This is a genomic window from Leptobacterium flavescens, assembly GCF_010671605.1.
GTDB lineage: Bacteria > Bacteroidota > Bacteroidia > Flavobacteriales > Flavobacteriaceae > Leptobacterium > Leptobacterium flavescens.
Map to the genome: position 1 here is coordinate 339,275 of NZ_JAABOO010000001.1, position 23,926 is coordinate 363,200.

Sequence of the window (23,926 nt, forward strand, 5' to 3'; positions counted from 1 at the left end):
GAAACCTTTTTTTCGTCATCAGATGCGCCAATTTTCGCTGTTAGATGTCCTAAACTATAGTATCAGACTATTTTTTAGTCCATCTAATAAAAATGAAATGATAAAAACATTAAACTTATTTTAATCTTAGATGAAGAGATGACAATATTAAAATTTTGAATCGATGAGTATATCGTTATATGAGCTATTTCTGGTATCGATTATTGGCCAGTGTATTTTTTTGATTTTTGCGATTCAGTATATCCCTAAAAAACACACAGGGGCAAACAGAATTATACAGTATTTATTAGTTATTTATTGCGTTTTTTTATTCGAAAGAGCCTTAGGTCATGAATTTGATATAGACTTTTTACGACGGTATAGCAATTTTATTAATACTTTATATCTTTTAATTGGACCTTTCGTCTATACATATATTAGACGGTTATTTTTTTATAAAAACGGAAACTATCAGTTAGCATATTATCATTATTTGCCGGCACTATTTTATGTAGGATACTGTTTTTTACATATTTATTATTACGATTCAATAAAAGATTACAAAAGCTATTTTAACACTTTACTGTTTTGGAATGATATCATATTTTTCATTTCTATTTCAGCTTATTTATTCATATCGAATAGGCTATTAAATTACTACAAGAAAAATGAAGAGCAAGAACTGTCTTTTAATCAGACCATTATAAAATATGTCGAGATCATGCTCATTTGTTTATGGGTTTATATGATTTTTTGGTTGTTAGGCATTATTGAACGCTTTGTGATTAAATTACCGATTGATATTAGAATGATTTGGGATATATCATGTTTAATCTTTGGAATACAGATTTACATAGTAGGTTTCTATAATTTAAAACATCCGGAAGTATTTAAAATTCGTTTTCCTTCTAAGAATGGAGACATGTCTAAAAGAAAGAATAAACTTGACGAAAATGAAATAAGCAAGATTCAAAACCTGGTTGATGTATTCTTTAAAGAAGAAAAGGGGTATCGACGACCAGAATTAAGTTTGGCAATTTTAGCGAATGAAATTAATACGACAACCAATAAATTATCATGGGTTCTCAATAATATCTATAAAAAAACATTTTACGAACTGGTCAATGAATATCGTGTTGAGGATTTTTCACAAAGGATCAACGAAAATGCTCATAAAGAATTTACATTAATTTCTATTGCATATGAGGTAGGGTTTAATTCTAAATCCACATTTTACAAGGCGTTTAAAGAAGTTAAAAAGATTACTCCCTCGGAGTATATCAAACAAGTTGAAAACTTATGAAACGCCATTTTATCATGGCAAAAAAGTTTACGGTCAAGTTCTGGTGTAGCATCAAGCAACCACTTGTAAACATGCATTATACATGATGTTGGGCATAGTTATATTGTATTTAACCAGAACATTATTCCTACACAAATTACAAAAAGAATAAAGTCAATGATCGTTATTTTTCTGTTGGCAGTAATTATTTGTAACAATACGATTGTAAGATCGTCTTCAGGATAAATCACGAAAAAACATGAAATTACATTTAGTCATTTACTCCCTTTTACTGCTAACTTTAACCTCTTGCGGAACTCAATTTACAATTGATAATAACTTACCACTTGAAGATAAAGTGGATAAATACTTTACCTACCTGACAGAGGAGAAAAACTTTCACGGCGTTGTTTTAATTTCTAAGGAAGGAAAAGTTTTAATTAATAAGGGCTACGGAAGTGCCTCGGATAAAAAACAATTATCAATGAAACCCGGGACCATTTTGGACATTGGGTCTATAACCAAGCCATTTACCTCAACAGCGATAATGAAATTAGTAGAGGAAGAAGTGTTAGATACAGAACAAAAAATTATCAATTTTTTTCAAAATGTTCCCGTGGATAAACAAGCCATTACTGTTCATCAATTACTGACACATACATCAGGACTTCCCTCTGACTTTGCTGATGACTTAGATACCCTAACCAAAGAACAAGCATTACAAAAAATATTAAGCAGTGAACTCGTGGCTCAACCAGGGGAAAAATATGAATATTCAAATACAGGTTATGCTGCCTTAGCACTCATAATTGAGAAAGTTACCAATCAAAGTTATCATTCCTATGTGAGAGACAGTATCTTTTCAAAGCTAAATATGAATTCATCAGGTTTTTATGGCGACAATTATTTGTCAAAGAACTTATATTACACTGGATATATGAATAATACTAAAACTGATTATACCACTATTAATGCTTCTTATTTATATGGAAATACCTTGGGTAATGGAGGTGTATTATCTACAGCGGACGACATGCTAAAATGGATAAATGCTGTTACTGACAATTTTTTCAGTTCAGCGATTAAAGAAAGAATATTCAGTAACTCCAACGGTGGTTATGGCTATGGATGGGTGGTAAATTCTACGGATTACGGCAAAAAATTATGGCATGATGGTGGAGGGCTTGGCGGCAATTCTTATGTAGCAATGTATCCCGAAAAACAAATCACAATAATCATTCTATCTAACCGTATCACTTACCGAACTGTGTTTGGTATTCCAGTGAAAGTGTTGTTACCTGCTGACGAGGCAGGAAAACAAATAATGGAAAATATGATGAGTAATGACTTTACAAAAATGCCTAAGAAATCTATCCCAGGCGGTAGGTGGTAAACTCAATAAATATTTTTTTGTCTTATGTATTTTGAAAGTGAGAAGGAAAACGCCCAATAACAAAATGTTTATGCAATGCGGGGGTTTAGCGTAAGTATTAAAAGCAATTTCTTTTATTTCCGCTCTGCTTTTGCAAACTCCCCCATTCAACATTTAGCATTCAACACTTCAGGATTACTTACGTGATCCTGAAAAAGGGTCGTTGCTCATCAAAAGCCGGAGGAAGCTCCGCTTCCTTACTTTTTTATTTCCGCCCTGCTTTTATAAACTCCCTCATTCAAAACTTAACATTCAACACTTCAGGATTACTTGCGTGATCCTGAAAAAGGGTCGTTGCTCATCAAAAGCCGGAGGAAGCTCCGCTTCTCTTACTTTTTTATTTCCGCCCTGCTTTTACAAACTCCCCCATTCAAAACTTTTATGAAATATGGATAAATAGCTCTTTAGTTTTAAGCAGTGTATAGTAAATCATTTTACATTAAGCTAGAATGAGAAAGAATTTTTCAACCTAAATGGTTCATGATTTCATTTGAAATTTATTCAATATGTAATAGTTAAAATAACATTTCTTAGAATATTTAAAATCAAGATAATTTAATACTTTTATTCTTAGTGATACTACTAAATTATGTGGTATATTGGGTAACATAAAAACAGTACTGAAATAAATGACAAGCATAAATCAAAGAGCCGAATTGCAAAGCAAAATATGGAAGATAGCCAATGATGTTCGTGGCTCTGTGGATGGATGGGATTTTAAACAATTTGTACTCGGTACTCTATTCTACCGTTTTATTAGCGAGAATTTCACAGATTACATTGAAGGTGGTGATGAAAGTGTTGATTATGCTAGTTATGAAGATGATAATATACCTTCAGAAGTAAAAGTTGATGCCATTAAAACAAAAGGCTACTTCATCTACCCTAGTCAACTATTTGTAAATGTTGCGAAAACGGCAAACACCAATACGAATCTTAATACGGATTTGGCAGCTATTTTTTCAGCCATTGAAAACTCTGCTAATGGCTATCCATCAGAACCAGATATCAAAGGATTATTTGCGGACTTTGATACCACTAGTACGAGACTTGGTAATACAGTTGAGAACAAAAATAGTCGTTTAGCCGGTGTACTTAAAGCTGTTGAAGAATTAGATTTTGGAGATTTTGATAAAAATGAAATTGATTTTTTTGGTGATGCTTATGAGTTTCTGATTCATAAATATGCAGCCAATGCAGGAAAATCAGGAGGAGAGTTTTTTACTCCTACACATGTTTCTAAACTGATTGCAAAATTGGCATTGCACGGACAATCAAAGGTTAATAAAATCTATGATCCTGCAGCAGGTTCTGGTTCACTTCTTTTGCAGGCTAAAGACCAATTTGATAATCATTTGATCGAAGAAGGATTTTTTGGTCAAGAGATAAACCACACAACTTACAACTTGGCTCGTATGAATATGTTTTTACACAACATCAATTACGACAAGTTCAATATTGTATTAGGCAACACACTTACTAACCCTCAATTGGGTGATGATAAACCTTTTGATGCTATCGTCTCTAATCCACCATATTCTGTAAAATGGATTGGAAGTGATGACCCTACACTGATTAATGATGATCGTTTTGCGCCTGCAGGTGTTCTTCCTCCAAAATCAAAAGCAGATTTTGCATTTGTTCTCCATGCTTTAAGTTATCTATCAAGCAAAGGTAGAGCAGCTATAGTTTGTTTCCCTGGCATCTTTTATCGTGGTGGAGCAGAACAGAAGATTAGAAAGTATTTGGTGGATAATAACTTCGTAGAAACCGTTATTTCATTGGCTCCTAATCTATTCTACGGAACAACTATTGCTGTTGATATCTTAGTTCTATCAAAGCATAAAACAGAGAATAAAACTCAGTTTATCGATGTAAGTGGTGAAGACTTTTTTAAGAAAGTAACGAACAACAATATGATGACAGATACACATATTGACGAGGTCATTAAAATGTTTGACAACAAGAAAGAGGTTGCCCATGTTGCTACAACTGTAAATAATAGCACTATTGCCGAAAACGACTATAATCTTTCCGTAAGGTCCTATGTTGATCCTATAGATACTATGGAGAAGATTGATATAGTTAAACTAAATGCGGAAATCTCAGAAACAACTGGAAAGATAGATGAACTTCGTGCATATGTTGAGGAGTTATTAAAAGAAATTGAATAATGAATTACTTGGACAAGTTACTTAAAGACGTTGAAGTCGAATGGAAGGATTTATCGGAAGTAGCTACCATTGGCACTGGTAGTCACGACACCAAGGATTCAACAGAAGATGGAGAATACACTTTTTATGCAAGAGGTAGAGTTCCGTTGAAACTTGACTCATATGATTTTGAAGAAACTGCAATTATTACAGCAGGCGATGGTGTGGGTGTAGGTAAAGTTTTTCATTGGGTTGAGGGTAAATACGCACTACATCAAAGAGCGTATAGAATTGTACCTAAAAGTAATGTAAATGCAAGATACATTTATCATTATTTCCTATCTAATTTTCATGCTCATGTTAAGAAAATTTCAGTTCATTCTTCTGTGACGTCTTTAAGAAAACCAATGTTTCTGAAGTTTCAAGTCCCAATACCTTGTCCAGAATACCAAGAAAAATCACTTGAAATTCAGGGAGAAATTGTTCGAATACTTGATTCATTTGCTGAACTTACCACAAATCTGACGGACAAACTTGCTGCTGAACTTACAGCACGTAAGAAGCAGTTTATATATTACAGAGAGGAGTTATTCAAATTTGAAAAAGATAAAGTTGGATTCGAATTACTCGATGAAATAGGTGAATTCCAAAGAGGAAAACGTTTTGTAAAAACTGACTTAATCTCGGAAGGAGTACCGACAATTCATTATGGTGAAATGTATACTCATTATGGACCTTGGGCAGATAAAACCATATCCTTTGTAAGTCAAAAACTGGTTGACGATAAAAACCTAAGATTAGCAGAAAAAGGTGATGTTGTTATAGTCGCTGCTGGTGAAACAATTGAAGATATAGGGCAAGGAACTGCTTGGTTAGGTGATGAAGGTGCAGTTATACATGATGCATGCTTTGGATTTAGAAGTCATTTAAACCCAAAATTCGTGGCATATTTCACTCGCACGAGACAATTCCATAATCAAATAAGGAAACATATTCGTACAGGTAAAATTTCTGCCATTAACTCGAAAGGTTTAAGCAAAGTAATTATTCCTGTGCCTTCCCCTGAAGAGCAAGAACGTATAGTTTCAATCTTGGACAGGTTTGACACTCTTACTAAATCTATAAGTGAAGTTTTACCAAAAGAAATAGAGTTGAGAGATAAGCAATACGAGTATTACCGTGATATGCTATTGACCTTTCCTAAAGAAAAAATAGAAGCATAAAGTATGAGTCAATCATTAAAACAAATAGCTAAATCACTAAGAGATGCCCAAAATATCACAAGAGCTAAAGAAGCTCAAAGTTCTGATGTAAAAGTCCAGTTGGTCTATGCATTTAATGGTAATGGTAAAACACGTTTATCACGTGAGTTTAAAGAGTTGATTGCTCCAAAAGAAGAAGAAACAGAAATAAAAGCGCTTTACTATAATGCTTTTACCGAAGACCTCTTCTACTGGGACAATGATTTAGATGGTGATACTGATAGAAAGCTAATTATCCGTCCAAACAACTTTACAAGTCTGGTTCTAAAGGATTTGGGACAAGAACCCAACATTGTTGAAACGTTTCAGCATTATACAAGTGATAATTTAACACCAACATTTAATGAAGAGTATACTACTAAGAATGAAAAAGACGAAGATGTAACAATTCCCGCATACTCGGAAGTTACTTTTTCTATAGACCGTGGAGATGATGATAATATTCCGAATGCAAAAATCTCGAAAGGTGAAGAAAGTAATTTTATATGGTGTGTGTTTTACAGCCTTTTGGATCAAGTAATAGAAGCGTTAAATACAGTAGAATTAGATGATCGTGCTACGGATAAATTTAATAATCTAGAATATATTTTTATTGACGACCCCGTAAGTTCACTAGATGATAGCCATTTAATTGAATTAGCAGTAAACATAGCAGAACTAATTAAATCAAGTCAATCTGAATTGAAGTTTATAATTACAACGCATAATCCATTGTTTTTTAATGTTTTGTATAATGAGTTCAAAAAACCAAAATTCAAAAAATATATTCTAAGTAGTTTGGAAGATGGGAATTTCGAATTAGTTAATCATAATAACGACTCTCCTTTCTCTTATCATTTACATGTTTTTTCTACCCTTATGGATACAGCAATATCAGAGAATATTGAAAAATATCATTTCCACCTTCTACGCAATGTATTAGAAAAAACGGCTACGTTTTTAAACTATGACGACTGGGGAGAATTGATTAGAAAAACACCTCTTGAAGATGAAACTCCTTATGTAAAACGAATATTAAATATAACCAGTCATTCAAAGCATTCAGGGGAAGAATCGAGAATAATAGAAGAAGGTGACAAACGTATTTTCAAACGTATTCTAAAGGATATTATCGAAACGTTCAATTTCAATATTGACACAACGAGCATAAATATATGAGTACATACAAAACCATAGCAGAATCTAATAACTTTATAGTATTAGATGAATACGCGAAGTACTCAGAGCTACATGATGCACCTGCTGTTTATCAAACTGAATCGGCACTTGAACGTGAATTCATTGAAGACCTAGTTAATCAAGGATATGACAATCCAATTAACCTGTCCTCACCAGAGGAAATGCTTACCAATGTTAGAATACAGCTTCAGTTACTAAATAACATGGAGTTTACTGATAGTGAATGGTCTCGTTTCGTAGAGGAATATCTTGACAAACCAAGTGACAACTTAATAGATAAAACAAGGAAGATACATGATGATTACGTCTATGACTTTGTTTTTGATAGTGGTAGAATTCAAAACATTTACTTAGTTGATAAAGAAAATATAGTTCGCAATAAGGTTCAAGTAATTTCACAATTTGAGCAAACGGGAACCCACGCAAATCGATATGATGTCACAATTCTGGTAAATGGTCTACCCTTAGTTCAGGTAGAATTAAAAAAACGTGGTGTAGCGATACGTGAAGCGTTTAATCAAGTACACAGATATACCAAAGAAAGTTTCAACACTAACAACTCGTTGTTTAAGTATCTACAGATATTCATTATCTCAAATGGTACTGACAGTCGTTATTTTGCCAATACTGTTCAGAGAAATAAAAACAGTTATGATTTTACCATAAACTGGGCGAAAGCTGATAATTCTTTGATCAAAGACTTAAAGGATTTTACAGCGACATTTTTCCAAAAGCACACACTTTTAAACGTATTGCTTAAATACTCTGTTTTTGATGTTAGCAATACGCTACTTATTATGCGTCCTTATCAGATTGCTGCTACTGAAAGAATTCTATGGAAAATAAAAAGCTCTTTTGAAGCTAAGAAATGGTCATCTCCCGAAAGCGGTGGTTTTATATGGCATACTACAGGATCAGGTAAAACCTTAACCAGTTTTAAAGCCGCAAGATTAGCCACCAAGCTCGAGTTTATAGATAAAGTATTCTTTGTAGTTGACCGTAAGGATTTGGATTTTCAAACCTTGAAGGAGTACCAAAGGTTCTCACCCGACAGTGTGAATGGTTCGGAAAGTACAGCTGGATTAAAACGAAACATTGAGAAGGACGACAATAAAATCATTGTTACCACTATTCAGAAGCTGAATAACTTGATGAAAAGCGAAAGTGATTTGCCTGTTTTTCAAAAACAAGTTGTTTTCATTTTTGATGAAGCCCACCGTTCGCAGTTTGGTGAAACACAAAAGAATCTTAAAAAGAAATTCAAAAAGTATTACCAATTTGGATTTACAGGAACTCCCATTTTCCCCGAGAATGCTTTAGATTCAGAAACAACTGCAAGTGTATTTGGTCGTGAATTGCATTCATACGTTATTACGGATGCTATCAGAGATGAAAAAGTACTCAAGTTTAAAGTAGACTATAATGATGTACGTCCTCAATTTAAAGGTATTGAAACTGAAATTGATGAGAAAAAGCTAAGTGCGGCTGAAAATAAAAAAGCTTTACTGCATCCAACGAGAATAAAAGAAATATCTCAATACGTACTTCAAAATTTTAGGCAAAAAACACACAGAACAAGAGGTGTGAATACTGGATTTAATGCCATGTTTGCTGTTAGTAGTGTTGATGCAGCAAAATGCTATTATGATGAATTAAACAAACTGCAATCAGAAAGCGAAAAGCCACTTAAGATTGCGACCATATTCTCGTTTGCAGCAAATGAAGAGCAAAATGCTATTGGTGAAATAGTTGATGAAACTTTTGAGCCTTCTGCAATGGACAGTAGTGCTAAAGAGTTTTTGACAAAAGCTATCAATGATTACAATGTCTTTTTTAAAACAAGCTATGGCGTTGACAGCAAAGAATTTCAAAACTATTACCGTGATCTTGCAAAACGAGTAAAAAGCAAAGAAGTTGATTTACTTATCGTTGTAGGTATGTTCCTTACTGGTTTTGATGCTCCTACCCTAAATACTCTATTTGTTGACAAGAACCTGCGTTACCACGGGTTAATGCAAGCTTTTTCGAGAACCAATCGTATTTATGATGCAACTAAAACTTTTGGAAACATAATCACTTTTAGAGATTTAGAAAAAGTAACAGTTGATGCTATTACACTTTTCGGTGACAGCAATACAAAGAATATAGTTCTTGAAAAAAGTTACAGCGAATATTTAGAAGGGTTTACAGATATTGCAACAGGTCAAGCACGCAGAGGTTACGTAGAAGTAGTTAAAGAACTTAATGAAAAGTTTCCCAATCCTGATGAAATTATTACTGAGAAAGATAAAAAAGAGTTCTCTAAGTTATTTGGAGAATATTTACGTGTGGAGAACATTCTTCAGAACTATGATGAGTTTACCAATTTAAAGGCACTTCAGTCTATTGATTTAGGTGACCCTGAAGCAATGGAAGAGTTTAAAGAAACTCATTTTGTTACAGATGAAGATATTGCAGTAATGCAAGATATAAAAATGCCTACTGAACGCACTATTCAAGATTATCGTTCTACCTACAACGATATAAGAGATTGGTTAAGACGTGAGAAAAAAGGTAAAGAAGCCGAAGACTCAACCATTGATTGGGATGATGTTGTTTTCGAAGTTGACCTACTGAAATCCCAAGAAATAAATCTTGATTATATCCTTGAGCTAATATTTGAGCACAACAAAAAGAACAAAGACAAAGCTTCGCTGATTGAAGAGATTAGAAGAATAATTCGTGCAAGTATTGGAAACAGAGCAAAAGAGAGTTTGGTGGTTGATTTCATAAATGAAACTGAACTTGATTCCATTCAAGATAAGGCAAGCATAATTGATTCATTCTTCTCATACGCCCAAGGCAAACAAAAAAAAGAAGCATCGGAATTAATTAAAGATGAAAATCTGAATGAAGAAGAAGCAAAAAGATACATTTCAGTTTCACTAAGACGAGAATATGCTAGTGAAAACGGAACAGAGCTAAATGCAATTCTTCCGAAAATGAGTCCTTTGAATCCTCAGTATTTGACTAAAAAACAAAGTGTATTTCAAAAGATTTCCTCTTTTGTAGATAAATTTAAAGGTGTTGGAGGGGAAATATAAATATTGTTCTATAATTAATCTACATAGCTTTATGCCCTATCAGGATCGATTTTAGTATTTGTTGACTAGTTCATATTTATTTTCCTTTCTTGAATAGTTCAATTTGTTTATATCTAATCAAAATATTCATTTTTATTATGTATATATAATTCCCGCAAAGTATTTAGAGTTGAACGAAAAATAAATTATTCTATATATAAAAAATAGTTTTCTGTGTAAATCAAACAAAAACACTCATCACTTTCATTCATTTAGGGTATTTCCCTAAACAAAAAAAATCGTAAATCATTTATTTACAGTCTTTTAATCTAGTCAGGGTGGCAGGATTATCTACATGATCCTGAAAAAGGGCCGTTGCTCATCAAAAGCCGGGGAAAGCTTCGCTTCCCTTACTTTTTTATTTCCACTCTGCTTTTGCAAACTCTCTCATTCAACATTCAAAATTCAACATTCCAGGATTACTTGCGTGATCCTGAAAAAGGGGTCGTTGCTCATCAAAAGCCGGAGGAAGCTCCGCTTCCCTTACTTTTTTATTTCCGCCCTGCTTTTACAAACTCCGTTTGCCCGCTGGCGGAAATAAAAAAGCCATGACAAAATTGTCATGGCTTTTGATGGTCGGGGTGGCAGGATTCGAACCTGCGACCTCCTGCTCCCAAAGCAGGCGCGATAACCGGGCTACGCTACACCCCGATGGTGTATTAATTTCAAACCGGCTGCAAATATAGTTCTTTTCTCCAAATAGAAACAGATATGCTTCTTTAATTTTACGGCCGCAAATTAACTTCTTAAGCCTATATTGTTATAATTGTAATCTTCTCTTAAAAATTAACATATCCTTTAGAATATTCGGGGTCGAAAAACAAAAATTGCCACTAAATTAGCGCCACTTTTTTAATCATAATATGATAAAAATAAAGACCTTAACCATCGCAAAAAGTATCTTCTTCCTGGCGGGCCTTCTTCTAGGAAGCTTTAACATCTACGCTCAGCAAACGATCAAAGGAAAAGTAGTCGATAGTCAGAACAGGGCAGCCCTGGCCGGGGTGCATATCCAAAACCTGTCAGACAACAGTATAGTGATCAGCAATAACTCCGGAGAGTTTGAACTTAACAGCACAGGTACATACCGCTTTAGCAGCCTGGGTTATGAAGAAAAAGAAGTAGCCATAAACGAGAATGGATATCAGGTGGTTCAGTTGCAGCTAAAGGCTGCCGAGTTAAACGAGGTGATCGTCAGTACCAATCACCTTCCCAAGAAATTAAAAAAAGCCGTTGCCACCATCAATATCCTTTCACAAAAGGAAATAGAAAGGGGTAACAATTTTAATATCACTCCGGTTCTGAACCGGGTTCCCGGAATATTTATGCATAACGGGGCACTAAATACCAACAGGATTACTATCAGAGGAATCGGTGCGAGGAATCTTTTCGGAACGGCCAATATAAGGGCCTACTTCCAGGATATTCCGTTAACCACCGGAAGCGGAGAAACCACTATCGAGGATTTCGAGCTTACTTCCATTGCCCGTTTTGAGGTCATTAAAGGTGCTGCTTCCAGTATTTACGGAGCCGGATTAGGTGGAACCATCCATCTTATCCCTCAGAATGCCTATCTGAATCAGACCAGTGTTGGAAGTGAACTTTCCATAGGCTCCTTCGGGCTTATCAAAGGAATTGTAAATGTAAACCACGGAACCACAAAAAACAGTTTCCGCGCCATTTACAGCAATACACATAGCGATGGCTACCGCGATAATAACGAATATGACCGTCAGACCATTACCCTGACCTCCAATCATTATCTGGGGGAAAAGGACGAGCTGGCTTTTGTTGGGAGTTATGTAGATCTCAAAGCATTTATTCCCAGTTCCCTGAATGAGGACACTTTCAGGAACAATCCTACCGCCGCCGCTTTTACATGGGGGCAGGCACAGGGTTTTGAAGATTCCCAGAGGGGTATTTTCGGCCTCTCGTGGAACCATAAATACAGTCAGAAATTAAAGCAGACCACCAGTGTGTTTACCTCTTTCCGGGATGCATACGAACCCAGGCCCTTTAATATCCTGGCAGAAAACACCTTTGCCCTCGGGATCAGAAGTCGCCTGTTGGGAAATACCAGTCTCTTTAACAAACCGCTTAACTGGACAGTGGGTGGTGAATTGTTCAGGGACTGGCATGAATCCGAAACTTTTGAGAACCTCTACCTCGATTTCCCGATCGGGACCGGAAGTGTAGAAGGTGATCAGCTATCCGATTTCAGGGAAAAACGCACCTATTACAATATCTTTTTTGAGACCAACTACGATTTAAGTGAGAAGACTACCCTATCTGTCGGGCTCAATCTCAACAAAACTTCCTATGATCTGGACGATCGCTTTACGGTAACAGCAGATAACCCGGACCAGTCCGGCACCTACGATTTCGATGCGATCCTTTCGCCTAAATTCGGGATCTCACATTTATTTACGGAAGACATCAGTGTTTATTCGAGTGTAAGCCATGGCTTCTCCCCTCCCACTCTGGGTGAGACCCTGCTTCCGGACGGGCAGATCAATACGGATATTCAACCGGAAACCGGATGGAACTTTGAGATCGGTACACGGGGTACGCTTATTAACAAACGTTTACAGTATAACCTGGCCCTTTATCGCCTGGATGTACGCAACTTACTGGTGGCCCGAAGAGCGGCCGAAGACCAGTTTATCGGGATCAATGCGGGAAGGACACAGCACGATGGCCTTGAGCTGGCCCTGGAATACCTTTGGGTGAATAAGAAAGCTTTAAACCTCAGCAGTTATCTCTCCTATACGCTGAACGATTTTGTATTCAAGGAATTTGTGGATGGTGATGATGATTTCTCAGGAAACAACCTTACCGGGGTTCCTTCGGATGTATTTAATGCGGGGATAGATTTCAGTACCGCCTTCGGATTGTATGGAAATATAAATTTCCAATATGTGGGCAGCATTCCTATTACAGACAGCAATAGCCTGTTCTCAGATAGCTATTCCCTTACCAATATAAAAGTTGGTTACCGACTGGACCTCAGCGAAAAATTAAAATTGAACGCTTTCTTTGGCCTGGATAATGTTTTTGATGAGGAATACGCTTCCCAGATACTGATCAATGCCAGAGGATTCGGTGGAAATGCGCCGAGGTTCTTTTATCCGGGTAATCCCGTTAACTATTATACAGGTATTAATGCAAACTATACGTTTTAAACAAAATATACATAACTTTAAACACTCTATGGCTTTAGGTCATGATAACCAGTAAAATGAAATTAGAAAAGATGAAACACTTTGTTTATCCACTAGCCGCACTCCTGTTGTCTATAACAGCATGTGCACAGCAGGTTGAATCTTCGGTAAAAGCCGAAGCGCCTAAAAATGTAAATTATACTACAGAGGTTGTTGTTCCCGAGCTTAATATTCCGTGGGGAATGGTTTTTTTACCTGACGGGAGTATGCTGATCACCGAAAAATTCGGAGAGCTTATTCATTATAAGGACGGAACCAAAACCACCGTAGAAGGACTTCCCGATATCTATGTTCGCGGTCAGGGCGGACTTCTCGATCTTGAATTACATCCCGATTACGAAAAGAACGGATGGATCTATATCTCTTTTGCTTCTGCAGAAGGTGAAGGTGATGGAGGAAATACAGCCATCATGAGAGCTAAACTAAAAGATAATAAACTGGTAGAAAGTCAGCTGTTATATAAGGCAGGGCCAAATTCCAGAAGAGGGCAACACTTCGGATGCAGACTGGAATTCGACAACGAAGGTTACCTTTATTTTTCTATCGGAGACAGAGGAAACAGGGATGTAAATCCGCAGGATATCACCCGCGATTGCGGAAAGATCTACAGGATCCACGATGACGGAAGCATTCCGAAAGACAATCCTTTTGTAAATACTCCTAATGCTAAAAAAGCTATCTACAGCTACGGGCACAGAAACCCACAGGGAATGGTAAAACATCCTGAGACCGGGAAAATATGGGTACATGAACACGGCCCAAGAGGTGGTGATGAGATCAATGTTATTCAGAAAGGAAAGAATTTCGGATGGCCAACTATCACCTACGGAATTAACTATAGCGGTACACCTATTACCGATAAAACAGCACAGGCCGGAATGGAACAACCCTTATTTTTCTGGGTTCCTTCTATTGCCCCCAGCGGAATGGATTTTGTCACTTCGGATAAATATCCGGAATGGAAAGGTAATCTTTTGGCCGGTTCCCTTAAGTTCCAATACGTAGAGCGTCTGGTATTGAAAAAAGGAAAAGTGGTAAAACGCGAAAAACTACTCGAAGGTATGGGAAGAGTAAGGAACATCAGGCAAGGTCCTGACGGTTACCTTTATGTAGCCATGGAAGGAGTGGGAATCGTTAAAATTAATCCAGGAAAATAAATATGAAGACATTTATAGCCGTTTATCTGGCAGTAGTATCCCTTGTTTTTTTTAGTATAAAACAAGACAATAAATTAAAAGAAAGTATCGAAAGAGGAAGTGCGGTATATGAAGATTTCTGCGTTACCTGTCACTTACCCACGGGAAAAGGAGTTACCGGTTCCTTCCCTCCCCTTGCCGAATCGGATTATCTGATAAAAAACCGGGAAGAGAGCATCAGGGGAATAAAGTACGGACAGAAAGGAGAAATTACCGTAAATGGTAAAAAATACAACGGTTTTATGGCTCCATTGGGTCTTGCAGACGATGAAGTAGCCGATGTAATGAACTATATCCTTAATTCCTGGGGAAACAAATCGGATAAAATAGTGACCGAAGAAGAAGTTGCCAAGATCAAAAAGAACTAATCTTTTTGCCGGGATAAAATTGCTTTTTTAACAGATCCATGTTTCAGAAGGAGCTGCTCTGCCTCTTCTTTTGAAACATGGATCTCTTCCATTATAAACCGTATTCCGCGATCTACCAGCTTATTGTTATTAAGCTGCATATTCACCATTTTATTTCCTTTTACACGGCCTATTTTTATCATCAGGGCCGTAGAGATCATATTCAGTGCCAGTTTCTGAGAGGTTCCGCTTTTCATTCGGGTGCTGCCCGTAACAAACTCTGGGCCCACCACTATTTCTATCGGAAAATCGGTTTCAAGGGCTAAAGGCGATCCCGGATTATTCGTTATTCCCGCCGTTAGTAACCCTCTTTCTCTGGCTGCCTTTACGCCCCCCAAAACATAAGGTGTGGTCCCGGATGCAGCAATCCCGATAACCACATCATTTTCAGTCAGCTTATATACATCCATATCCTTCCAGGCCTGTTCGGTATCGTCTTCTGCAAATTCAACGGCCTTTCTGATGGCGCTGTCTCCCCCGGCAATCAATCCGATCACCCTGTCATGTGGCATTCCATAGGTAGGTGGTATTTCAGAAGCGTCCAGTATTCCCAAACGTCCGCTGGTACCGGCACCGATATAAAATAATCTCCCGCCCTTTTCAAAGCGATGGGCAATCTCATCTACCAGTTTGCTGATCTGCGGGATCAGGGCTTCGACAGCTTCCGCCACTTTCTGATCTTCCTTGTTCATAGCCTCCAGAATAGACAGAGTATCCATCTTTTCCAGATGGTCGTAATGAGAAGTCGTTTCCGTTATTTTTTTGTAATCGCTCATGAAAATGGGTAATTATTGAAGCAAAGTTATAAATTTGACAGAGCTTGTTTAAATTTATTTCCTTGGAGCGTACAAAAAATTCATTTAAAGTGATCGGTTTGATGTCGGGGACATCCCTGGACGGCCTCGATATAGTGTATTCACATATTTATCGGCAAAATAACAAGTGGCAGTTCGAGATCCTTCAGACAGAAAGTATCGATTACGATAAAGCCTTTCAGGCAAAGCTGAAAAGTACGGTAGAAATGAGCGCCGAAGACCTGTGGTCTTTTCACAACGAATTCGGGAATTGGCTGGGAGAACAGGTTGCTGCTTTTGTTAGGCATAATACCCTGGAAGTAGATTTTGTTTCCAGTCACGGGCATACCGTTTTCCATCAACCTGAAAGAGGGTTCACCTGCCAGATCGGATCGGGACAACACCTGGCAAATGTCTCCGGGCTAAAGGTGATCTGTGATTTCCGCACCAATGATGTTGCTCTTGGCGGGCAAGGTGCTCCCCTGGTACCTATCGGGGATCGCTTGTTTTTTTCCGGCTATGATTTTTGTCTTAATCTCGGAGGTATCAGTAATATCTCTTTCGAAAAAGATTCAGAAAGGATCGCCTACGATATCTCCCCTGCCAATATGCTGTTAAATTACCTTATCAAACCCTTGGGCAAGGCATATGACGAAGGCGGAATGACAGCCCGAAAAGGTAGCTTGAATAAAGAACTCCTTCAGGCTTTAAATTCACTACTCTATTATCAGTTACCCTATCCCAAATCGCTGGGGTATGAATGGTTCAGGGAGCAGCTTATCCCTTTGTTGGATAATTTTGAAGATACTCTAGAAAATAGGCTTCACACTGCTGTATATCATATCTGCGAGCAAATAAGTAATGACATAAAAAAAGAAGTTTCGTCAAAACAAGCCCGTTTACTGGTAACCGGTGGCGGGGCAAAAAACGATTTCCTTATCGAACTGCTCCGTAACAATTTAAAAGGTAAATGTGAGGTAATCGTACCGGAAACCACATTGATCGATTTTAAGGAAGCCCTGGTCTTCGCATTTATGGGTGTGCTCAGAGAGTGCGGAGAGGTCAATTGCCTGAAGTCGGTTACAGGCGCTTCCCGCGATTCTTCATCCGGTGTTATCTATTATCCATCCTGATCGGATTGCGATTTGACAAATTCACCATTCAACATTTGAAACTTAGCCTTCAAAATTTAAAATAGCATAGCTAACATTCGTTTGCAATCCGTAAATTTGTCAAAAATCATTTAGAATGCTCATAATTGGAATCGGAGGAGGTACAGGCTGTGGAAAAACAACTGTGGTCAATCAAATAGTTAATGAACTTCCGGAAGATGAAGTTGGTGTAATTTCCCAGGACTCTTATTACAAAGATACCTCCCACCTATCCTATGAAGAACGTACAAAAATTAATTTCGATCACCCGAGGGCTATCGATTTCGATCTGCTGAAGGAACACCTGAAACAACTTAAGGATGGAGAACCGGTGCATCAGCCCGTTTATTCCTTTGTGAAGCACAACAGGACAAAAGATACTATAATTACGCATCCGCGGAAAGTAATGATCGTAGAGGGTATCCTTATCATGTCTCATCCGGAGATCCGGGAAATGTTCGATATTAAAATATTCGTACACGCCGATTCGGACGAACGTCTCATACGCAGGATCAAGAGAGATATCACCGAAAGGGGAAGAGATATAGAGGAAGTCCTGAGTCGTTATCAGACAACCCTGAAACCCATGCACGAGCAGTTCATCGAACCGATGAAAGAATATGCAGATATTATCATTCCGAACAATAAATACAATACGGTTGCCGTAGATATTGTAAGGACCATTATAAACGAACGAATTTCATAAAATGAGTTTTAAAAACATCCGGCAAAACAGATGGTATAAGTTCTTCAGCAATATTTATGTGCTGGTGCTTACCGTTTTTGCCATTTGGATGTTATTCTTCGATACCAATTCCTTTTTCACACATCAGGAACTCAATAAAGAGATCAAAAAACTGAAAAAACAAAAAGAGCACCTCGAGACCGAAATTGCAAGGGACAAGGAAGTGATCAAAAAACTTAAAAGTGAAGAAGGCCTGGAAAAGTTCGGGAGAGAAGAATATTACTTAAAGAAAGACAAAGAGGAAATCTATATTATAGAGGACGAAGACAGCTTAAAAAAGAAAAAAAATGAGTGAATTTCTGTTTGACGATTTTCAGGAAGTTTCTGAAAAGCAATGGAAACAAAAAATACAGGTCGATCTGAAAGGGGCCGATTACAATGAGACCCTGATCTGGAAAACTCCGGAAGGGATAGATGTAAAGCCTTTTTATCATGCAGAAAACCTGACCGATCCCCTGGCACCTAGTGCTCCGGGAAATTGGTATGTTTCGCAGAAAATATATGCAGGGAATGCGCAAATGGCCAATGAAAAAGCCCTGGATACACTGAGCAGAGGAGCCGAAAGCCTGTTTATTGTTATTCCTTCGGAAGACATCGATCTGGAAAGACTTTTTAAAGGTATCGCACTGGAAAGTGTACCGGTATACCTTAACACGGAATTCCTGTCGCTGGAATTTGTAAAAAAGTTATCGGAATTCCTAAAGGGTAAAAACGCTCAGTTCCACCTCAACACAGATCTGATCGGTAATCTTGCACGAACCGGAAACTGGTATAAAAACCTTGAAAAAGATCACGAGATCCTCGAAGGGATCCTGAAACTTTCATCCGGATTTACAAGTGTACTTTCTGTAGATGTTTCCCTCTATCAGAATGCAGGAGCCACTGTGATTCAGCAACTGGCATATGCACTGGCGCAGGCAAACGAGTATCTCAATCACCTGGACAACAACGGAATAAAAGATCCTTTCACTATTAATTTTAATGTAAGCATAGGCTCGAACTACTTTTTTGAGATTGCAAAGCTAAGGGCCCTGAGAGTCCTGTGGAACAGCTTGACAGCCGAGTACGGGATCAAGGCCGATTGCCATATTTTTGCGCAGCCTACCAAACGAAACAAGACTTTATACGATTACAATGTAAATATGCTTCGTACCACTACCGAAACCATGAGTGCGGTATTGGGAGGAGCCAATGCAGTTTGCAACTTAGCTTATGATGCCATTTATCATAAAGACAATGAATTTGCAGATCGGATTTCCAGGAATCAATTACTGATCCTCAAAAACGAAAGTTACCTGGACAAGGTAACCAATCCGGCAGACGGGTCGTATTATCTGGAAAGCCTCACCGGGCAACTGGCAGAAAAGGCTTTGGATATCTTTAAGCAGATCGAGGCCGGAGGTGGTTTTTTAAAGCAATTAAAAGACCAGACCATTCAGCGTAAGATAAAGGAAAGTGCAAAAGCAGAACAGCAGCATTTTGACGAAGGGAAAGAAGTGCTTTTGGGTACGAACAAACATCCGAATCCGAACGACCGGATGAAAAATGACCTGGAGTTATATCCCTTTGTAAAAACGGATAGCAGAAAAACACTTATTGAGCCGGTTATCGAAAAAAGACTGGCCGAAAAAATGGAGAAAGAACGATTGGATGCAGAGTGATGCAGTAAAAGAAAGGCTGGAATATAAACAGCCGGTTTTCTTTTAACCAAAGATCAAATTGAAATGAGCAGAAAAAATATTCAGAATATCAGTTTAAAAAGATCGGAGAACTCAAACGGACAGGAAACTGCAAATGAGTGGAAGACAGCCGAGGGTATTGATGTAAAAAAGCAGTACAGTGCCGGGGATATTGAAGATCTTAAACACCTTAATTTTGTGGCCGGGATCGCTCCCAATCTTCGTGGTCCCTATTCTACCATGTATGTTCGCAGGCCCTGGACCATCAGGCAATATGCCGGTTTTTCAACGGCCGAAGAAAGTAATGCCTTTTACAGGCGTAACCTGGCAGCAGGGCAAAAAGGACTTTCGGTAGCATTCGACCTGGCTACACACAGAGGTTATGACAGCGATCATGAGCGTGTGGTGGGAGATGTCGGAAAAGCAGGAGTGGCCATAGACTCGGTAGAAGATATGAAGGTCCTCTTCGATCAGATACCCCTGGATAAAATGTCGGTTTCCATGACCATGAACGGGGCAGTTCTTCCTATCATGGCTTTTTATATTGTTGCTGCCGAAGAACAGGGTGTTAGTCCTGATCTGCTTGCAGGGACCATTCAGAATGATATCCTGAAGGAGTTTATGGTACGTAATACCTATATCTATCCTCCTACTCCTTCTATGAAGATCATTGCCGATATTTTTGAATTTACCAGCAGAAACATGCCTAAATTCAACAGTATCAGTATCTCCGGATACCATATGCAGGAAGCCGGGGCTACCGCAGATATTGAGCTGGCCTATACCCTGGCAGACGGACTGGAATATATTAAAACCGGACTGGCAGCCGGAATGGACATAGATTCCTTTGCTCCCAGACTTTCGTTTTTCTGGGCCATCGGAATGAATCACTTTATGGAAATTGCCAAAATGCGGGCCGGAAGGATGTTATGGGCAAAACTGCTAAAACAGTTTAATCCCCAGAACCAGAAATCCCTCGCCCTGAGAACGCATTGCCAGACCAGCGGATGGAGTTTAACGGAGCAGGATCCGTTCAACAATGTAGCCAGAACCTGTATCGAGGCTGCAGCTGCAGCTTTTGGAGGTACTCAGAGTTTACATACCAATGCCCTGGATGAAGCCATTGCGCTTCCAACCGATTTCTCGGCAAGGATAGCCAGGAATACTCAGATCTACCTTCAGGAAGAGACCAAGATTACCAAAACGGTAGATCCCTGGGCAGGTAGCTATTATGTAGAGAACCTCACTCATGAAATTGCCGAAAAGGCCTGGAAACTCATAGAGGAAGTTGAAGAGCTTGGAGGGATGACCAAAGCAATTGAAGCCGGGATCCCGAAAATGAGGATCGAAGAGGCAGCAGCCAGAAAACAGGCAAGAATAGACAGCGGACAGGATGTGATCGTTGGGGTAAATAAATACAGGCTGGAGCAGGAAGATCCGCTACAGATCCTGGAGGTCGATAATCAGACCGTAAGAAGGCAGCAGATCGAGCGCCTTAATGAGCTCAAGGTAAACAGAGATGAGCAAAAAGTACAGGAGTGCCTTCAAAAATTAACCGACTGCGCTCGTACGGGTCAGGGAAATTTACTAGCTTTAGCAGTAGATGCAGCCAGAGAAAGAGCTACCCTGGGAGAGATCAGTGATGCCATGGAAGCTGTTTTCGGAAGATATAAAGCAAAAATTCAATCTTTTTCAGGAGTGTACTCAAGAGAGATAAAAGACGATAAGAGCTTTGAAAAAGCAAAGCAACTGGCCGACCGTTTTGCGGAGACAGAAGGAAGAAGGCCCAGGATCATGATTGCCAAAATGGGTCAGGATGGTCACGACCGTGGAGCTAAAGTAGTAGCTACCGGTTATGCCGATGTAGGTTTTGATGTAGATATCGGGCCTCTGTTCCAGACACCTTCCGAAGCTGCCAAACAGGCCGTTGAGAATGACGTTCATGTTTTAGGGGTATCTTCCCTGGCAGCAGGACACAAAACCCTGGTTCCACAGGTACTGGAAGAACTTAAGAAATACGGAAGGGAAGATATTATGGTTATCGTTGGAGGGGTGATCCCTCAGCAGGATTACCAATATCTCTTTGATGCCGGAGCCGTAGCTGTTTTCGGCCCGGGAACAAAGATCAGCAATGCTGCTATCCAGATACTTGAGATCCTTATAGACGAAGACGAATAACACAACAAAATGAAGATCCTTATCATAGGAGGTAAAGGCACTATCGGAAAAAAGGTAGCTGCCCGTTTAGCCGAAAAGCACGAAGTTATCCTGGCCGGAAGAAAAGAAGCCGATATTCAGGTGGATATAACCGACAGCAATTCCATTACTAAAATGTATGAAGCTGTTTCCGGTATCGATGCTGTTGTCTGCATCGCCGGAGAGGCAAAATGGGATTATTTTGATAAGCTTACCGAAGAGGATTTTTATATCGGCATCAAAAGCAAACTGATGGGACAGGTCAATCTGGTTAGAATAGGCCAGCATTATATCAATCCCAACGGTTCTTTTACGCTTACCACAGGGATACTGGCAGACGATCCGGTAGTTATGACCACAAGTGCTGCCCTTGTAAACGGTGGAATTCACAGTTTTGTCAAGGCTACTGCCCTGGAACTGCAGAATGGCGTAAGGATCAATGCAGTATCTTCAGGCCTTGTGGAGGACGCGGTAGATAAATATCAGGATTATTTCCCGGGGCATAATGCGGTTCCCATGCATAAAGTCATCAACGGCTATATAAAAAGTATTGAAGGTAAAATAAACGGCGAGGTCGTTCGTATTTTAGAATAAATCCGGAAGTAATTGTTTTAGTATATTTAGAACTTCATTCTAAATAGTAACGCTAACATGGATTATCAGCTTCAACTGCTCATTGTAATGATCTCCTACATGAGCCTCCTTATCCTATGGGGATTATACCAGGGAAGAAAAGTAAAATCAAGTGAAGACTATGCTATTGCCGGAAGGAATCTTCCAGGATGGGTAGCGGCCTTATCGGAAAGGGCTACCGGAGAATCCTCCTGGGCTTTACTGGGGCTTCCGGGTGCAGCTTATGCCACCGGTCTGCTGGAAATATGGACCGCCATCGGTTGTGTTGCAGGTATTATTTTTGCCTGGATCGTATTGGCATGGAGATTAAGGGATGAAGCCGAAAAATACAAGATTAGCACTTTTACGGAATACCTGGCCAAACGCCATGGGGAGGTTGGGAAATGGATCCGCATTGTCGGGAGCTTTACCATTGTCTTTTTCTTTTTCTTCTATGTAGGAGCACAATTCCTGGGTGGAGGAAAGACACTCCACACCATGTTTGATATAGATCCTAAAATGGGAATGCTTATCACCGCTGCAATGATTGTTCCCTATACCATCTACGGGGGATTCAGAAGTGTAGTATATACCGATGTGATCCAGGCGATCGTAATGATCATTACCCTAATTGTAGGTCCTATTATGGGGTATATTTATATTAGTGATCATCCCGAACTCTTTGCTCAAACCATATCAGGAGCCTTGCAAAAGGCAGGTCCGGAGTATAATTCCCTTATCGGCGGACTTAAAGGTTTTGGTGCGGGGATCGTGATCATGAGTGGTTTTTCATGGTTCTTCGGATATCTGGGAGGTCAGCCGCAATTGAGTATGCGTTTTATGGCAATAAAAAATACAAGGCAGGCCAAACAGGCACGTAATATCGGGATCCTGTGGACAGTAATCGCCTATATCGGGGCATTATGTCTCGGGTGGATAGGAATTGCCATCTTCGGTCCTACCGGTCTGGAAGATCGTGAGTTTGTGATGCCGGCAGTTATCCTGGAGATATTTCCTCCCTTTATAGCTGCTATCCTTATCACCGGAGCAATTGCAGCAATGATCTCGACTGCAGATTCTTTACTGATCCTGTCGGCAACGGAGCTTTCCGAAAATCTTATAAAACCCATTTCCAAAAAAGAGATAAGTCCAAAAACCAAATTGATCCGTTCCAGGGTAGTTACCGCACTTTTGGCGGTTATAGCACTATTCCTGGCCTATATCTCCCCTTCCGACCTTATTTTTACTTTGGTTTCCTATGTATGGGCAGGGATCGGAGGTACTTTTTCGGTGGTTATTTTAATGACTCTTTTCTGGAAGCGTTTTCACGGAAAAGCTGCATTGATAACCATTATCAGTGGAATGTTATTTACTATCATATGGATAAGTTCGGGAATGGAAGAACATATTACTTCCCGTATCCTGACTTTCTTTGTAGCCCTTACCATTGCATTGATAAGCACGCTGGCCATTCCGCCTGCAAAAACCATTTCACAACACAATAATTAGTAATTTT

Annotated in this window: 17 protein-coding genes and 1 tRNA gene; 16 read left to right on the top strand and 2 right to left on the bottom strand. The window is 38.9% G+C overall.

Going from position 1 to position 23,926, the window contains the following annotated elements; genetic code table 11:
- Window positions 1-163 precede the first annotated feature (163 nt).
- The 6 genes from GWK08_RS01545 (at window position 164) to GWK08_RS01570 (ending at window position 10,370) form a co-directional block, all read left to right on the top strand.
- Window positions 164-1,282 (top strand): helix-turn-helix domain-containing protein, encoded by a 1,119-nt coding sequence (locus GWK08_RS01545; RefSeq protein WP_163605149.1) that lies wholly within the window; start codon window positions 164-166, stop codon window positions 1,280-1,282.
- 238 nt (window positions 1,283-1,520) lie between these two features.
- Window positions 1,521-2,654 carry a serine hydrolase domain-containing protein gene (locus GWK08_RS01550; protein ID WP_163605150.1) on the top strand — a complete coding sequence of 378 codons (1,134 nt, stop codon included), beginning with the start codon at window positions 1,521-1,523 and terminating at the stop codon, window positions 2,652-2,654.
- 668 nt (window positions 2,655-3,322) lie between these two features.
- The gene (locus GWK08_RS01555) at window positions 3,323-4,867 is read left to right on the top strand and encodes a type I restriction-modification system subunit M (protein WP_163605151.1); all 1,545 of its coding nucleotides are present in this window, start codon (window positions 3,323-3,325) and stop codon (window positions 4,865-4,867) included.
- Window positions 4,867-6,069: a restriction endonuclease subunit S gene (locus tag GWK08_RS01560; RefSeq protein WP_163605152.1), complete on the top strand. Its 1,203-nt coding sequence runs from the start codon at window positions 4,867-4,869 to the stop codon at window positions 6,067-6,069. The genes GWK08_RS01555 and GWK08_RS01560 overlap by 1 nt, the downstream gene beginning before the upstream one ends.
- Before the next feature lie 3 nt (window positions 6,070-6,072).
- The gene (locus GWK08_RS01565; RefSeq protein WP_163605153.1) at window positions 6,073-7,266 is read left to right on the top strand and encodes an AAA family ATPase; all 1,194 of its coding nucleotides are present in this window, start codon (window positions 6,073-6,075) and stop codon (window positions 7,264-7,266) included.
- On the top strand, window positions 7,263-10,370 hold the full coding sequence (locus GWK08_RS01570; protein WP_163605154.1) for a type I restriction endonuclease subunit R: 3,108 nt from the start codon (window positions 7,263-7,265) through the stop codon (window positions 10,368-10,370). Before GWK08_RS01565 ends, GWK08_RS01570 begins: the two co-directional genes overlap by 4 nt.
- A 612-nt stretch (window positions 10,371-10,982) precedes the next feature.
- Here GWK08_RS01570 and GWK08_RS01575 read toward each other — a convergent pair.
- Window positions 10,983-11,060, bottom strand: a tRNA-Pro gene (locus GWK08_RS01575).
- A 212-nt stretch (window positions 11,061-11,272) separates the two neighbouring features.
- Here GWK08_RS01575 and GWK08_RS01580 point away from each other — a divergent pair.
- The 3 genes from GWK08_RS01580 to GWK08_RS01590 all read left to right on the top strand — a co-directional run bounded on the left by GWK08_RS01580 (window position 11,273) and on the right by GWK08_RS01590 (window position 15,194).
- Complete coding sequence (locus tag GWK08_RS01580) at window positions 11,273-13,591, top strand: TonB-dependent receptor domain-containing protein (RefSeq protein ID WP_163605155.1); 2,319 nt, start codon at window positions 11,273-11,275, stop codon at window positions 13,589-13,591.
- A gap of 71 nt (window positions 13,592-13,662) precedes the next feature.
- Window positions 13,663-14,787: a PQQ-dependent sugar dehydrogenase gene (locus GWK08_RS01585; protein ID WP_163605156.1), complete on the top strand. Its 1,125-nt coding sequence runs from the start codon at window positions 13,663-13,665 to the stop codon at window positions 14,785-14,787.
- A gap of 2 nt (window positions 14,788-14,789) precedes the next feature.
- On the top strand, window positions 14,790-15,194 hold the full coding sequence (locus GWK08_RS01590) for a c-type cytochrome (protein ID WP_163605157.1): 405 nt from the start codon (window positions 14,790-14,792) through the stop codon (window positions 15,192-15,194).
- Here the strand turns inward: GWK08_RS01590 and murQ are convergent.
- Complete coding sequence (gene murQ, locus GWK08_RS01595) at window positions 15,191-16,009, bottom strand: N-acetylmuramic acid 6-phosphate etherase (protein WP_163605158.1); 819 nt, start codon at window positions 16,007-16,009, stop codon at window positions 15,191-15,193. The genes GWK08_RS01590 and murQ overlap by 4 nt on opposite strands.
- Window positions 16,010-16,071: 62 nt before the next feature.
- Here murQ and GWK08_RS01600 point away from each other — a divergent pair, with 62 nt between their 5' ends.
- From GWK08_RS01600 to GWK08_RS01630, 7 genes are all read left to right on the top strand, one after another.
- The gene (locus GWK08_RS01600; RefSeq protein ID WP_239524846.1) at window positions 16,072-17,160 is read left to right on the top strand and encodes an anhydro-N-acetylmuramic acid kinase; all 1,089 of its coding nucleotides are present in this window, start codon (window positions 16,072-16,074) and stop codon (window positions 17,158-17,160) included.
- 115 nt (window positions 17,161-17,275) lie between these two features.
- Entirely contained in the window at window positions 17,276-17,884 is a 609-nt protein-coding gene (gene udk / locus GWK08_RS01605; RefSeq protein WP_163605159.1) for a uridine kinase, read from the top strand.
- Between the two features lies 1 nt (window position 17,885).
- Window positions 17,886-18,218: an FtsB family cell division protein gene (locus GWK08_RS01610; protein ID WP_163605160.1), complete on the top strand. Its 333-nt coding sequence runs from the start codon at window positions 17,886-17,888 to the stop codon at window positions 18,216-18,218.
- On the top strand, window positions 18,211-19,584 hold the full coding sequence (locus tag GWK08_RS01615; RefSeq protein WP_163605161.1) for a methylmalonyl-CoA mutase subunit beta: 1,374 nt from the start codon (window positions 18,211-18,213) through the stop codon (window positions 19,582-19,584). Before GWK08_RS01610 ends, GWK08_RS01615 begins: the two co-directional genes overlap by 8 nt.
- A 63-nt stretch (window positions 19,585-19,647) precedes the next feature.
- Complete coding sequence (gene scpA / locus GWK08_RS01620) at window positions 19,648-21,780, top strand: methylmalonyl-CoA mutase (RefSeq protein ID WP_163605162.1); 2,133 nt, start codon at window positions 19,648-19,650, stop codon at window positions 21,778-21,780.
- 9 nt (window positions 21,781-21,789) lie between these two features.
- Window positions 21,790-22,392 carry a short chain dehydrogenase gene (locus tag GWK08_RS01625; protein ID WP_163605163.1) on the top strand — a complete coding sequence of 201 codons (603 nt, stop codon included), beginning with the start codon at window positions 21,790-21,792 and terminating at the stop codon, window positions 22,390-22,392.
- 57 nt (window positions 22,393-22,449) lie between these two features.
- Complete coding sequence (locus GWK08_RS01630; RefSeq protein WP_163605164.1) at window positions 22,450-23,919, top strand: sodium/proline symporter; 1,470 nt, start codon at window positions 22,450-22,452, stop codon at window positions 23,917-23,919.
- The last annotated feature ends 7 nt before the right edge of the window (window positions 23,920-23,926 follow it).

Coding starts and splice junctions, on each gene's coding strand:
- GWK08_RS01585 (WP_163605156.1), top strand. CDS start 13,663: ATGAAACACTTTGTTTATCCACTAGCCGCACTCCTGTTGTCTATAACA.
- GWK08_RS01610 (WP_163605160.1), top strand. CDS start 17,886: ATGAGTTTTAAAAACATCCGGCAAAACAGATGGTATAAGTTCTTCAGC.
- GWK08_RS01570 (WP_163605154.1), top strand. CDS start 7,263: ATGAGTACATACAAAACCATAGCAGAATCTAATAACTTTATAGTATTA.
- GWK08_RS01630 (WP_163605164.1), top strand. CDS start 22,450: ATGGATTATCAGCTTCAACTGCTCATTGTAATGATCTCCTACATGAGC.
- GWK08_RS01590 (WP_163605157.1), top strand. CDS start 14,790: ATGAAGACATTTATAGCCGTTTATCTGGCAGTAGTATCCCTTGTTTTT.
- GWK08_RS01580 (WP_163605155.1), top strand. CDS start 11,273: ATGATAAAAATAAAGACCTTAACCATCGCAAAAAGTATCTTCTTCCTG.
- murQ (WP_163605158.1), bottom strand. CDS start 16,009: ATGAGCGATTACAAAAAAATAACGGAAACGACTTCTCATTACGACCAT.
- scpA (WP_163605162.1), top strand. CDS start 19,648: ATGAGCAGAAAAAATATTCAGAATATCAGTTTAAAAAGATCGGAGAAC.
- GWK08_RS01625 (WP_163605163.1), top strand. CDS start 21,790: ATGAAGATCCTTATCATAGGAGGTAAAGGCACTATCGGAAAAAAGGTA.
- GWK08_RS01545 (WP_163605149.1), top strand. CDS start 164: ATGAGTATATCGTTATATGAGCTATTTCTGGTATCGATTATTGGCCAG.
- GWK08_RS01615 (WP_163605161.1), top strand. CDS start 18,211: ATGAGTGAATTTCTGTTTGACGATTTTCAGGAAGTTTCTGAAAAGCAA.
- GWK08_RS01550 (WP_163605150.1), top strand. CDS start 1,521: ATGAAATTACATTTAGTCATTTACTCCCTTTTACTGCTAACTTTAACC.
- GWK08_RS01555 (WP_163605151.1), top strand. CDS start 3,323: ATGACAAGCATAAATCAAAGAGCCGAATTGCAAAGCAAAATATGGAAG.
- udk (WP_163605159.1), top strand. CDS start 17,276: ATGCTCATAATTGGAATCGGAGGAGGTACAGGCTGTGGAAAAACAACT.
- GWK08_RS01560 (WP_163605152.1), top strand. CDS start 4,867: ATGAATTACTTGGACAAGTTACTTAAAGACGTTGAAGTCGAATGGAAG.
- GWK08_RS01565 (WP_163605153.1), top strand. CDS start 6,073: ATGAGTCAATCATTAAAACAAATAGCTAAATCACTAAGAGATGCCCAA.